This window comes from Thalassotalea sp. LPB0316 (assembly GCF_014898095.1).
Classification (GTDB): domain Bacteria; phylum Pseudomonadota; class Gammaproteobacteria; order Enterobacterales; family Alteromonadaceae; genus Thalassotalea_G.
This window is the reverse complement of record NZ_CP062946.1, coordinates 2,821,956-2,834,900: the sequence shown is the minus strand read 5'-3', so window position 1 is coordinate 2,834,900 and position 12,945 is coordinate 2,821,956. Positions and strand designations below refer to the sequence as shown.

Here is a 12,945-nt window from a genome sequence, read left to right as displayed (position 1 = left end):
CGGCGAGGTTTAACAACATAATATTTATTTCAATTGATAAAATCGTTAAAGCTTTTTAATTAATGTCCGATACAAAAGGAAGTTGTTGCAGTTATCGGTTATCTTGCTTTGCAGATAGATTCTCTTTTAGTCAATGAGTCCCAGTTAGGATCGCAGTTAAATCATTGTGTCGTTGAAAAGCGTCGCAGCGATTTTTCGTTGATGTTAGCGATGCTAAGTGAAGATGTCAGGGATTTTAGTGAGTTTCACCGCGCTGAAAATAACCCTCATGAACAAATCATTGATCCTGAAGTACAGCTTCGCCGCTTATTTGATTTACCTAAATCACAGCCATTAGCGCTGGAGTCACTGGAAGATATTGCACACTTTAATCAAGCAGGTGAAGTTGTTGAACAGCACTTTGACGACATCCGGTTAAAGCAGTGTTTAGCGCCTAAACCTTTGGCGTTTCGAGATGATAAAGCATTTATTCCTTCGCAAATTAAAGCGAATTTGTCTTTGTGTCAGCAACAACGTTTGTCTCAACCTCAGTCAAAGTCAATCGCTCAAGCACCTAATACTAATGTCGCGAATTGGCTCAAAAACGTAAAAACTTCACTGGTTAAAGCAGATTCGATCGCACTCCACAGCATTGCTTAAGTTTTTTAAGTGAACCACAGGGGCATTTCTCATTGCGTTTTGGTTTTGGTAATTGCTGATGGACTAAAATATCACCATCGACATAACGCCAAGCACCATGCTCTTGTGTAAAACGAGAGTGTTCTTGAATTTGATATAGTTGGCCGGCCTCTGTATAAGTTGCGGTGAACGTTACTGTACTCTCGGTGGTTTGATTAATTTCTAGCTTTAACCAGGTAGTAGCCCTTGCCCACTGTTCAAGCTCATCTACAGTCAAACCTGTCTGTTTTTCGCTGTGGTAAGTATTATAAAGGTATTGACCAAGAGATAGAGCGTAGGCGCTGTAGCGAGAACGCATTAATTGTTCAGGGCTATTTGCTATGACTTGATCAAGGTGTAGCGCTTGACAACAATTGTCGTAACTGTAACCGCTTTGGCAAGGACATTTCATAGTGGATATCGGCTCGATAGGTTGAGCCGATACTATAAATCAAAGGCTTTACTATTGGTATCACTGTTCGGGTTAATATTTAGTGAACCGTTGCCGTGCTTTCTAACACGATGAAGTCGGTATTATATCGCTGGGCTTGCTCTCTTAACCATGCAATTTGGTTGGGTGTGAAAAGTTGTTTGCATAGAACTACAGCACTACAGTTGCCCTTGGTTAATGCCTTGTGAATACTCTCAGCTTCAATCTTTACTTTATTGCTGTGTACTTTAAGGATCTTTTTGGCATCTAAATCGTTATTAGCTGAGATTGACTTTAACGCGTTATCTTCTGCGTCAATCATCATAATCCATTTGTTTTGTGTTTTATGAGCGCTGTAGATATTAGCAAGTGTTTGTGTGTACTGGTTAAGTATGACATTTTCTCGGTTATATATTGTGTGTACGTTCATAGAAAAACCACCTGTATAGATACTGTATGGATAAACAGTACTGTAATTTTAACCATATCGCAAGATAAAAATTGAATTTTTTTTAAGCAAATAATTACGAGAACAAACAGAACAGGTTGTTTGTTTATTGAGTGATAAGTGTTAATTAACTAACCTGAACTCGGGTTAACTAGGTTTAATGATGGCGCTTTTTAGTCAAGCCACTCTAATTCATCGATAACTTGACGTGCTTGTGCGAGGGTACAGTTGGCTTTTGCCATTAATTCATTGACGGTGATATTAGGGTTTCGCTTAGCAAGGGCGAGTAAACTTTCGTGGGTGGAATAGGCAACATGGCTCGATAGCTTACCAATTAGCCACTGCCAACTTTGCTCATCACTATGAGCAATATCATTAATCACCAGTTCTAACTGTTCGGTTGTCCCTGATAATTGCCAGTTGCGTGAACGGCCAATTCTATTGAGGGTACAACCGCGGCTCCTTATCAACGCCTTTAGCGCATAAGCTTTGAGCGATTTTCGTAAAAACGACGGTAAAATAATGGATATTTCAGTAGCCACAATAAAGTTATGTTAATTCAATATAGTCGCCATGATACCATCAAAAAAAAAGCCAGCAAATTGCTGGCTTCGATTTTAACAAATTGATACTTACCACTTTTTCTTTGGCTGAAAGAGCATATCCAGCTCATCTTCTTCGGCTTTCGCTCTCTTTTTGCGATCTTCTGCATTTGCCGACTTTAATTGAGAAGAAATTTCACTGAGTTTCTCGGTGATCTCTGCTTGCTTTTGGCTCGCATATTCAGATTGAACAGGGTGGTCATTTAATGTTTGTAATGCCTTTTCATAGTACTGACGAGCAGAGCCAACCATTTCGTTGTTATACGCTTGATTACCACGCTTAACTAAACTTTCTATATTGATTTTAAGCTGCATTGAATCTAAGCGCTTATCTTCCATGCTGAAAATTTGAGGGTCAACCATGCCTTTGTTGAGTTCACTTTTTAGCACGACTCTTAATTTTTTGATCAGTTGAAGTAATGCAATAATCTGCTTCTCGTTGTCAGGTAAAAGAAACTGTTCGTCTCTTGAGCCTGCAGATTGCGCAGCATCTTTTGCTGCGTTTAATCGAGCTTCAAGCTCATCAACTCGTGCAGATGTCGCTTTAGATTCAGGCGACAAATTCTTCATTTCTTTTGCGGCGGTTAGGCTACGACGGTGCAAAATCAGCGCTAGATTTGGCGACGCCGGAATATTGGATAAATTTACGATAAGCTCTTCGTTTTCGTCGATAATAGCTTTCTGCTTGGCGAGTTTAGCGCGCTTTTCTTGTTCTTGTTTTTGCTTTTGTTGCTGAATGGCGTTAACAACCACTACGATTATTATCAGTATGAAGATTAAGCCAATGATAATAGCGACCATATTCCACTTCTCGATTATTATTGTGTAGACTCTTAGCAGTCTACAAAAAATGCTCCTATAAGCATAGCCTAAATATCTTTTTTTTCATTGTTGATAGGTACATAGCGCTAGAGCTGTGATTGTTGGGCAATTTGGGGTGATGAATAAGAAGGTGATTAAAATAAATTCACAATCATGTAAAAATAATATGGAATATTAGAATGATTTTGTATATATTTTTGATATAAGCAAGAAAAATTAAGACGCGCTATGAAACTCCAACAACTCCGGTACATTGTCGAAGTCCTCAATAATAACTTGAACGTTTCTGCAACGGCAGAAAGTTTGTATACCTCACAACCTGGCATCAGTAAGCAGGTGAGGATGCTTGAGGATGAATTAGGTATCCAAATCTTTGGTCGCTCAGGTAAACATTTAACCCATGTTACACCTGCCGGTAATGAAGTGATTAATATTGCCACTGAGATATTATCTAAGGTGGAAGCGATTAAGGCCGTTGCCCGTGAGCATACCCAGCCTGATGAAGGTAAATTGCGCATCGCCACAACTCACACCCAAGCGCGTTACGCATTGCCTGATATTATTCAGGGATTTGTCAAAAAGTTTCCTAAAGTTTCATTGCATATGTATCAAGGTACGCCTGCTCAAATTAGCGATGCAGCCTCAAAAGGTGAAGCAGATTTCGCGATTGCAACGGAGTCTATGCACCTTTATAACGACTTGATAATGTTACCTTGCTATCACTGGAACCGCAGTATTATTGTCAGAAAAGACCACCCACTTGCGAATGTTAAAGATATTACGATTGCAGATATCGCTCAGTATTCATTAGTGACTTATGTTTTTGGTTTTACTGGCCGCTCGCAGTTAGACACTGCGTTTAGAGAAGAAGGTTGTGAGCCGAAGGTAGCGTTTACGGCAACTGATGCCGATGTGATTAAAACCTATGTCAGATTAGGCGTTGGTGTGGGTGTGATCGCAACCATGGCGTTAGATGATGAATTAGATAAAGACCTAGTACGAATTGATGCTAGCCACTTGTTCAAAGCCAGTACCACAAAAATTGGCTTTAGACGTGGTACATTTTTGAGAAGCTATATGTTTGATTTTATAGAGCGCTTTGCACCACATCTCAATAGAGATTTAGTCACCAAAGCGGTGTTATTAAAAAATAACGCAGAAATTGATGAAATGTTTGCTGATATTGAGTTACCTGTTAGGTAAAAATAACGTCAGTGACTAGCGACAGAATACCGTAACAGATAAAGAAAAGGGGCAGTTGAAAAACTGCCCCTTTTCTTTTCAGATATTTAACGATGGGCTAACACTCAATAATATTTACCGCTAGACCACCACGAGATGTCTCTTTGTACTTAGTCTTCATATCGTTACCCGTATCCCACATCGTTTTAATAACTTTATCTAAAGATACTTTTTGCGTGCCGTTACCACGTAATGCTAAGCGTGATGCGTTGATCGCTTTAACAGCGCCCATCGCATTTCTTTCGATACATGGCACTTGTACTAAACCTCCAACAGGATCACAGGTTAATCCTAAGTTGTGCTCCATACCAATCTCAGCGGCATTTTCAACTTGCTGTGGGCTACCGCCCATGATTTCGGTTAATGCACCAGCTGCCATTGAGCACGCAACGCCAACTTCGCCTTGGCAACCCACTTCGGCGCCTGATATCGATGCGTTGGTTTTGTATAAAATACCGATCGCTGCAGCGGTTAATAAATAACGAATGCAATCATCATCTTCAACAGGTTTAATAAACTTATTGTAGTAGCATAGTACCGCAGGAATAATACCAGCTGCACCGTTGGTTGGCGCCGTTACCACTCGGCTACCCGCTGCGTTTTCTTCATTCACCGCTAAGGCAAATAAGTTAACCCAATCCATTGCCGTGAGTGGATCATTTGAGTTTTCTACTGATAGTGTTCTATGCAGTTTAGGTGCGCGTCTTGTTACTTTTAAGCCACCCGGTAGAATACCTTCGGTGCGAATGCCACGCTGTACTGAATCATACATGGCTTGCCAAATTTTAACTAAATTGGTGCGAATAGTTTGCTCATCGTTGAGACATTTCTCGTTGTCCATCATCAAGGTACTAATACTAATACCTTTAGTTGTCGCTTGCTGAATAAGCTCGTCGGCGGTTGAGAACTTGTGAGGGCGTTCGATATTGCTGTGCAGCGATAAAGCTTTGTCTTTTTCTTTTTCAAATTCACTATCTTCAACAATAAAACCACCACCAATAGAGTAGAAGGTTTTTTCTAAAATTACCTGATCATTAGCAAAGGCGAATAGTGTCATCGCATTAGCATGTGCTGGCAAGGTTTTGCGTCGGTGATAGATAATCGCATCACCTTTGGGAAAGGCTACTTCATGTTCACCATTAAGCATAATGGTTTGTGAACGTTCAACAGTAGCTAGCGTTGAGTCAATTTTATCTACTGGGATCTCTTCTGGTGTTTCACCGGTTAAACCTAAAATCACCGCTTTACCAGTACCGTGGCCGATACCCGTTTGACCAAGTGAACCAAAAAGCTCAGTTTTCACACGATCAACGTTTGTTAATTGGTTTGTTTGAACCAGTTCATCAACAAAAAGTTTGGCTGCACGCATAGGACCGACGGTGTGTGAACTCGAAGGGCCAATGCCGATTGAAAACATATCAAATACACTAATCATGCTCTTAACCTGAATAAATTTTGTAAAAATTATAAATATATTGAATTATCTTCGGTAATGGTAACTGAAAGTTATCTTGTTGAACAACAAAAACTGCTCCTACTTGTCATTTATTATAGCGGTTAGTTGCAGATTCGTGCGCTGAGGTTAGTTAGGCTTCTTTTTGATTAACTGTGGTTACGTTCGATTGAAATGGTGCGCTAAGTCTTTGAGCATAGCCGCAGTAGCTCCCCAAATATTGTAGTGCTGATAGGGGATAAAGGTGACTTTGTATGCTTGGCCTTTGAGTTCAGTAGCTACGTGGAGGTGATTTGTTTGATCCAAACAATGACTTAACGGAACATAAAAAACTTCGTCAACCTCATTCCGATCTATCTCTACATGGTAAGGCGATGGTAAAAAGGCAACCACAGGTAACACTTCAAAACCTGAAATCGTTTGATAGGGATGCAAACAGCCTAGGAGCTCTAACTGGCTTGCTTGAATGCCAACTTCTTCTTCAAATTCGCGCATTGCGGTTATGATTAGGCTGTCATCGCCGTCTTCAAGCTTACCGCCGGGAAAGGCAATTTGGCCTGCGTGATGCCTCAAGTGTCGTGCTCGTTTTGTTAGTAAAATCTCTAGCTGGTCATTTCTTTGGGTAATGGCTATTAGCACAGCCGCTTGTCGGATCGGTTTATTTGACACGAGTTCATAACGAAACTGATGACTTGATTGGCTCAGCGGCGATAAATGAAATAAGCGCATAAACTGAGATTTATTCATTCACCACCTATTAACTCGCTATTATTGTTCGATCTCACCTAGTATAGGTAGGATTTTGTTCACTTTATCGAAGGTCTCTTGATATTCTTCGTCACATATAGAATCGGCAACTATGCCACCACCTGCACTACAAACAATTTGGTTGTTAACACAGGTTAAGGTGCGAATGGTGATACTCGTATCCATATTACCGCAGGCGCTAAGATAACCAATAGAGCCACAATATATATTTCTGCGGTGTGGTTCAAGCTCTTCGATAATTTCCATTGCTCGTATTTTAGGTGCCCCGGTAATAGAGCCGCCGGGAAAGGCACCGCGAAGTAAATCAATTGCCGACATGTTGTCAGCTAATTCACCTTCAATTGTGCTCACTAAATGGTGGACTGCCGGAAAGCTTTCGATATCAAACAGCTTGGGAACTTTAACGCTACCAGGACGACATGCACGAGACAGGTCGTTGCGCAGTAAGTCAACAATCATCAAATTTTCAGCTTTATCCTTGGTAGCATTGATCAGCGCTTGCTTATTCGCTTGATCTTGTTTTGTTGTATTGCCGCGAGGCCTTGTTCCTTTTATCGGTTTGGTTTGCACCTGTCGATTATCTACTTTGATAAATCGCTCAGGCGAAATGCTCAGCACTTTGATCTCATCTAAGTTGAGATAGGCGGAAAAAGGCGCATTGTTTTGCGCTCTTAGCTTAAGGTAGGCAGAAAATTCATCGCCTTGATATTGGGCGCTAAAACGCTGAGTTAAATTGATTTGATAACAGTCACCAGAGCGCAAATATTGCTGGATGCTATCGAACTTGTCGCGATACTGCGCTTGGCTCATATTTGATTGCCACGGTGTTGTTAGTAAAAAACAATCGGCATCTTCACTTGATTTAGCAAGTTGCGTAAGCTGCTCAACTAGGCGTTGGCGTTTGCTGTCACAACAAAACAAATAAGTCTGTTTATTGAATTTATCGATGATCAAGGCTTGGTCGTAAACACCAACCGCCATATCTGGTACAGGTAAATCCTTTTCTGCGATCGTAGGCAAGTGTTCAAATGCACGACCCAAATCGTAACTAAAGTAGCCAACTGCACCACCGCTAAATGGCAAGGTCGATGGTGCAATATCCTCTTTGGGTAATAACTTGCTTAGCTGTTGCTCAACAATGCTCAGTGGATCTACTTGATGCTTGCTGAGGACACCCTGTTGATCAGCTATTTGGGTGGTGTCGTTGTCGGTTGTGATTTTAACTAATGGCTGCCAGACAAATATATCGTATTGATTATCCACGTGTTGACTATCACATGAATCTAACCACATAGCCCAAGGTTGTTTGGCGAGCTGGAAAATAGCTTGATATGCCTGAGCCAGTGAATAATTGTTAACGGGTAGGGCACTATAGCCGTACACAGAATTGATTGTTTGCAACGTAAACCCAATGATATTGAACAAATTGTCTTGAGGCTACTCACTAAAACCGCTAGCGAGAGGCTTTTAAGCAAGGTATCATATCGGCAAAATTATAACTTTCAACTAAAGTTTAGGGCTTAAGTTGAAGAATTGAAAAAAGAGAGACTCATGACAATTATCAAGCAAGAAGATTTCATCGAGAGTATTGCTGACTCATTGCAGTACATCTCGTACTACCATCCGATTGATTTCGTTCAAGCATTAGAGAAGGCATATCATAAAGAGCAGAGTACGGCAGCAAAAGATGCAATTGCGCAAATTCTGATTAACTCAAGAATGTCGGCTCATGGCAAACGTCCTATTTGTCAGGATACCGGTATCGTTACTTGCTTTGTTAAAGTGGGCATGGATGTTAAATGGGATAAAACTAACATGACCATCCAACAGATGGTAGATGAAGGTACTCGCCGAGCTTATTTAAATCCAGATAACCCATTGCGTGCATCAATTGTTGCTGACCCTGCCGGCGCGCGTAAAAACACCAAAGACAATACCCCTTCGGTTGTTCACCTTGATATGGTGGCTGGCGATCACGTGGAAGTGATGATTGCTGCCAAAGGTGGCGGTAGTGAGAATAAAACCAAAATGGTGATGCTTAACCCGTCTGACTCTATCGCTGATTGGGTGGTTGAAACACTACCTAAAATGGGCGCAGGTTGGTGTCCACCAGGCATGTTAGGTATTGGCATTGGCGGCACAGCTGAAAAAGCGGGTGTATTAGCGAAAGAAAGCTTAATGGATCCGGTTGATATTCAAGAATTAATTGAGCGCGGACCGCAAAATGCTGAGGAAGAGCTTCGCCTTGAAATTTACGAGCGAGTCAACAAACTAGGTATTGGTGCTCAAGGCCTTGGTGGTTTAACAACGGTCGTTGATGTAAAAATTAATTCAGCTCCAACCCATGCGGCTTCTAAGCCCGTTGTGATGATCCCTAACTGTGCAGCGACTCGCCATGTTCATTTCCATCTTGATGGTTCAGGTCCTGCTGATCTAACACCACCTAAACTTGAAGAATGGCCAGAAATTACATGGGAAGTTGGTGAAAATGTGCGTCGCGTTAATGTTGATGATTTGAAAAAAGCCGATGTTAGCGAGTGGAAAACCGGTGAAACCGTGTTGCTTTCGGGCAAAATCTTAACCGGTCGTGACGCCGCGCATAAACGCATTCAAGATATGCTTGCCAAAGGTGAGTCGCTACCTGTTGATTTTACTGATAAGTTTATTTATTACGTTGGCCCAGTGGATGCTATTGGTGATGAAGCCGTTGGCCCTGCCGGCCCAACAACGGCAACGCGCATGGACAAATTTACTGACATGATGCTCTCGCAAACAGGTTTACTTGGTACTATAGGTAAAGCAGAGCGTGGCGCGGCGACATGTGAGTCGATTAAGAACAATAAATCAGTGTACTTAATGGCCGTTGGTGGCGCAGCTTATCTGGTATCAAAAGCTATCAAGAAAGCGAAAGTCGTGGCGTTTGAAGATTTAGGTATGGAAGCTATTTATGAATTTGAAGTAGAAGATATGCCTGTTACTGTAGCGGTTGATAGCACGGGAGAGTCTGCACATGTTACTGGGCCTGCAATTTGGCAAGCTAAAATTGAAGAGCTCGATAAAGCATTAAGTTAATATTGTGTTATTTCAAAAGCGCTCAATGAGCGCTTTTTTGTTATTTAAAGTAGATAAAAGTCTATCAATTCAGTGAAAAAGTGCTAATGTGATGAAAAAATAACAAGCTTTTTTAGGGATGTTACATGTTATTTGCTGGGTTACCATCAATCCCCAATACACATGCAATGTTTGTATTGTGTTTGACGCTAGGCGCGCTTTATTTATTTAAACGCGATGATATAGCGCTTGAAACATCGTCATTAGCCGTTATCGCGGTACTTACTGTCTATTTTGCGATCTTCCCATATGAAGTACGTGGTGAAGAACTCGATCCTGTGACATTTTTCCACGGGTTTGGTCACGAAGCGCTTGTCACTGTTTGTGCCTTGATGATCATCGGTCAAGCGATTGTACTTACCGGCGCATTAGAGCCCATTGGTAGAACGCTTTCAAGAATGTGGAAGGTCAGCCCATCCTTTTCGCTATTAGCCACGCTAATTATCGCAGGCACATTAAGTGCTTTCGTTAACAATACGCCAATCGTTGTTCTACTTTTACCTATTTTAATTAGTGTAGCGATCCGCACGCAATCTAATGTCAGTGGCATGTTATTACCGATGGGGCTTGCGACACTTGTTGGTGGTATGTTTACTACCATTGGTACCTCAACGAACTTGTTAGTCGTCAGTGTTGCTGCCGATATGGGTATGGAGCGCTTTGGCATGTTTGACTTTGCACCGATTGTCCTACCGGGGGCAATTGTTGCCATGCTCTACTTATGGTTAGTAGCGCCTAAGATATTACCACAGCGCGAAGCCACCATGCCTGATACCTCACCTCGACTCTTTAGTGCGTATTTACACGTTGGTGAGAACTGTCCGTTAATTGGTGAAAAGGTCTCTAAAGCGATCAAATTAACCGATGGTATGATCCGTATTCAAAGTATTCAGCGCGGTAAAGATTTTCACAAATTATTGCCATTACCAGATACGCTTATCAAGGAAAACGATCGCATTCATGTTAAAGATACTCCAGACCGTTTGAGGGAATATGAAAGTGTTCTCAAAGCAACATTGCACTCGGGTAAACACAAAATAGATGCCGAGCATCCTTTAGATCCTGGTAACCAAGTGTTGGCTGAAATTGTTGTAATTCTGGGCTCAGGTTTAATTGGTAAAACGTTAAAAAGTGCAAACTTTAGTTCTGAGTACGGTATTAGTGCTGTGGCACTGCATCGCGAAGGTAAACCGATGGATATCGAAAGACAAAGTATCGGGAGTATTCCGCTACGCGTTGGTGATATTTTGCTAGTACAAGGCGATGCCGATCAAATTGAAGAGCTCAAATCTCAACAAGGGATTTTAGTGGTTGATGGCGCAGCTAAAGTGGTTCAATCTGAAAAAGCACCCATAGCTTTAGGTGTCTTATTTGGTGTGGTGCTAATGCCGGTATTCGGTATATTGCCGATAGTGATCAGTGCAATTTGTGGTGTCTTTATTCTACTTGCCTCGCGCTGCTTAAATTGGCAAGAAATTTCGTCGGCGCTCAGTACACAAGTTATTTTGATTGTAGCGGCGTCATTAGCGCTTGGGGCGGCGATGGTTTCCACCGGTGCAGCACAGTATTTGGCGGAGATTTTTGTTGCTTTATCGTCATCGCTCCCAGTTGGCGGTGTATTAGCTGCACTGATGTTACTTTTAGCTATTTTGACCAATATAGTGTCAAACAATGCCGCTGCGGTTATTGGTACGCCAATTGCGATATCTGTCGCGCAACAGCTTGGGGCACCGGCTGAGCCTTTTGTACTTGCCGTCTTATTTGGTGCTAATTTAAGTTACGCAACCCCGATGGCTTATAAAACCAATTTATTAGTGATGAACGCCGGTGGCTATCAGTTTTCTGATTTTGTTAAAGTTGGCGTACCGCTTATTGGCTTGATGTGGGTTACCTTGTCGATTACGCTTAATCTTATTTATTTTGCTTAGAAACTTTGTCTCGGATTTTGTCTAGAGAATAAGCACAAGAGATAAGAGGTAATTTACCTTATTGGCGATTGTCGCTACTATAGCGAAAAAAAAGCGCGATTAAGGTTGTTATGTTCGAACAAATGGCTCACTGGAATATAACGCTTATCACTGCGGTTTGTGTTGTTGTGATAAGCGTCGTTTTACTTATGGTTGTGCTCTCACAGCGCAAAGCGATACGCGATTTAGCGAGTCAGCAATTATTGCTTAACGAGCAGCTTTCCCAAACGCTACCGCTATTACAAAAATTACCCGTTGAGATGAAAATGTCGACGGAGCAACAACTCGTCGATTTGCGCATGAAACTGATGCGCCAACAAGCTGAATTTCACCAGCAGACCTCGGAACAACAAATAAAATCATTTGCAAATTTGCATCAAACGCTTGCTCATCACGCAAAGGAAAACCGAGAAGAGTTATCAAATACGCTGAGTAAAAATATTAACGCGCTGACAGATTCAACGGATAAACGCCTGCAAAGTATTAGTGAGCAAGTAGAAAAACGCTTAGCTGATGGTTTTGAAAAAACGACGAAAACATTTAATGACATCCTCAAGCGCTTAGCGTTAATTGATGATGCACAGCAAAAAATTACTGAGCTTTCGACTAACGTGGTTAGCTTGCAAGAAGTGTTAGCGGATAAACGCTCTCGTGGTGCCTTCGGCGAGGTTCAACTCAATAGCTTAATCCGCAACGTGCTTCCAGAGGAGCACTTTGCCATTCAACATACCTTGTCCAATGGTAAAGTGGCAGATTGTGTTTTGTTTTTACCTGAACCTACCGGTAATGTTGTGGTCGATGCTAAGTTTCCGCTAGAGAGCTATCGCACGTTAACCGATATTTCTTTGCCGGAAATTGAACGCAAACAAGCCCAACGTCAATTTAAGCAGGACATTAAAAAGCATATCAACGATATAGCCAGTAAATATTTAATCGAGCGCGAGACCGCCCAGGGCGCAGTCATGTTTATTCCTGCCGAAGCAGTATTTGCCGAAATTCATGCTCATCATGCTGATTTAGTTGAGCTTGCCAATCAAAAACGGGTATGGCTAGCCTCACCAACAACGCTAATGGCGATTTTGACGACAGCAAGAGCGGTGATCAAAGATGAAGCGACTAAGGAGCAAGTACACATTATTCAAGCACACTTGAGTCATTTATCGGTTGACTTTGCTCGCTTTAGAACACGCTTTGATAACTTGGCTAAGCACATTGATCAAGCCGCAACTGATGTTAAACAAATCAATACTTCAGCCAATAAAATCGCCAGTCGGTTTGAAAAAATTGAGCAAGTTGATACGAGTTTAGCGCATGATAAAGTTGCGAAAATAAAGCCTTAAATTCCACTATCAGGTGAGGCTTAGTCAACGCCTTTGTATTGTGTATGTGATAACATGTCAGTGTGAAATTCACTTGGTAGTACACGTTAAATTCGAAATTGGGGA

The 12,945-nt window shown here is 41.7% G+C and carries 12 protein-coding genes; 5 read left to right on the top strand and 7 right to left on the bottom strand.

Translation table 11 applies throughout. The features are described 5' to 3' along the window. Positions 1–108 precede the first annotated feature (108 nt). On the top strand, positions 109–639 hold the full coding sequence (locus tag LP316_RS12765) for a VC2046/SO_2500 family protein (protein WP_193021536.1): 531 nt from the start codon (positions 109–111) through the stop codon (positions 637–639). On the opposite strand, the gene LP316_RS12760 is transcribed toward LP316_RS12765, so the two are convergent. The 4 genes from LP316_RS12760 to LP316_RS12745 form a co-directional block, all read right to left on the bottom strand. Continuing rightward, complete coding sequence (locus LP316_RS12760; RefSeq protein WP_193021535.1) at positions 602–1,069, bottom strand: YchJ family protein; 468 nt, start codon at positions 1,067–1,069, stop codon at positions 602–604. The two genes, LP316_RS12765 and LP316_RS12760, sit on opposite strands and share 38 nt — an antisense overlap. 79 nt (positions 1,070–1,148) lie before the next feature. Beyond that, positions 1,149–1,517 (bottom strand): hypothetical protein, encoded by a 369-nt coding sequence (locus LP316_RS12755; RefSeq protein ID WP_193021534.1) that lies wholly within the window; start codon positions 1,515–1,517, stop codon positions 1,149–1,151. 191 nt (positions 1,518–1,708) lie between these two features. Beyond that, a complete protein-coding gene (locus LP316_RS12750) occupies positions 1,709–2,077 on the bottom strand; it encodes a ribosome recycling factor family protein (RefSeq protein ID WP_193021533.1) in 369 nt (122 codons plus the stop codon). Positions 2,078–2,167: 90 nt separating this feature from the next. Further along, the gene (locus LP316_RS12745) at positions 2,168–2,938 is read right to left on the bottom strand and encodes a hypothetical protein (protein ID WP_193021532.1); all 771 of its coding nucleotides are present in this window, start codon (positions 2,936–2,938) and stop codon (positions 2,168–2,170) included. Between the two features lie 249 nt (positions 2,939–3,187). Between LP316_RS12745 and cysB the strand changes: the two genes are divergently transcribed. After that, positions 3,188–4,162 carry an HTH-type transcriptional regulator CysB gene (gene cysB / locus LP316_RS12740; protein WP_193021531.1) on the top strand — a complete coding sequence of 325 codons (975 nt, stop codon included), beginning with the start codon at positions 3,188–3,190 and terminating at the stop codon, positions 4,160–4,162. Between the two features lie 97 nt (positions 4,163–4,259). On the opposite strand, the gene LP316_RS12735 is transcribed toward cysB, so the two are convergent. The 3 genes from LP316_RS12735 to pabB all read right to left on the bottom strand — a co-directional run bounded on the left by LP316_RS12735 (position 4,260) and on the right by pabB (position 7,823). Further along, entirely contained in the window at positions 4,260–5,636 is a 1,377-nt protein-coding gene (locus LP316_RS12735) for an L-serine ammonia-lyase (RefSeq protein ID WP_193021530.1), read from the bottom strand. Between the two features lie 177 nt (positions 5,637–5,813). Next, positions 5,814–6,401, bottom strand: coding sequence for a CoA pyrophosphatase (locus tag LP316_RS12730; protein WP_193021529.1), 588 nt, complete (start codon positions 6,399–6,401; stop codon positions 5,814–5,816). 21 nt (positions 6,402–6,422) lie between these two features. Continuing rightward, positions 6,423–7,823 (bottom strand): aminodeoxychorismate synthase component I, encoded by a 1,401-nt coding sequence (pabB, locus tag LP316_RS12725; RefSeq protein WP_226960743.1) that lies wholly within the window; start codon positions 7,821–7,823, stop codon positions 6,423–6,425. A 150-nt stretch (positions 7,824–7,973) separates the two neighbouring features. Between pabB and LP316_RS12720 the strand changes: the two genes are divergently transcribed. The 3 genes from LP316_RS12720 (at position 7,974) to LP316_RS12710 (ending at position 12,840) form a co-directional block, all read left to right on the top strand. Further along, complete coding sequence (locus tag LP316_RS12720; RefSeq protein WP_193021528.1) at positions 7,974–9,494, top strand: fumarate hydratase; 1,521 nt, start codon at positions 7,974–7,976, stop codon at positions 9,492–9,494. 125 nt (positions 9,495–9,619) lie between these two features. Then, complete coding sequence (locus tag LP316_RS12715; RefSeq protein ID WP_193021527.1) at positions 9,620–11,461, top strand: SLC13 family permease; 1,842 nt, start codon at positions 9,620–9,622, stop codon at positions 11,459–11,461. A 110-nt stretch (positions 11,462–11,571) separates the two neighbouring features. Then, entirely contained in the window at positions 11,572–12,840 is a 1,269-nt protein-coding gene (locus LP316_RS12710) for a DNA recombination protein RmuC (protein WP_193021526.1), read from the top strand. Positions 12,841–12,945: the final 105 nt, after the last annotated feature.

Coding starts and splice junctions, on each gene's coding strand:
- LP316_RS12760 (WP_193021535.1), bottom strand. CDS start 1,069: ATGAAATGTCCTTGCCAAAGCGGTTACAGTTACGACAATTGTTGTCAA.
- LP316_RS12755 (WP_193021534.1), bottom strand. CDS start 1,517: ATGAACGTACACACAATATATAACCGAGAAAATGTCATACTTAACCAG.
- LP316_RS12745 (WP_193021532.1), bottom strand. CDS start 2,938: ATGGTCGCTATTATCATTGGCTTAATCTTCATACTGATAATAATCGTA.
- cysB (WP_193021531.1), top strand. CDS start 3,188: ATGAAACTCCAACAACTCCGGTACATTGTCGAAGTCCTCAATAATAAC.
- LP316_RS12735 (WP_193021530.1), bottom strand. CDS start 5,636: ATGATTAGTGTATTTGATATGTTTTCAATCGGCATTGGCCCTTCGAGT.
- LP316_RS12730 (WP_193021529.1), bottom strand. CDS start 6,401: ATGAATAAATCTCAGTTTATGCGCTTATTTCATTTATCGCCGCTGAGC.
- LP316_RS12720 (WP_193021528.1), top strand. CDS start 7,974: ATGACAATTATCAAGCAAGAAGATTTCATCGAGAGTATTGCTGACTCA.
- LP316_RS12715 (WP_193021527.1), top strand. CDS start 9,620: ATGTTATTTGCTGGGTTACCATCAATCCCCAATACACATGCAATGTTT.
- LP316_RS12710 (WP_193021526.1), top strand. CDS start 11,572: ATGTTCGAACAAATGGCTCACTGGAATATAACGCTTATCACTGCGGTT.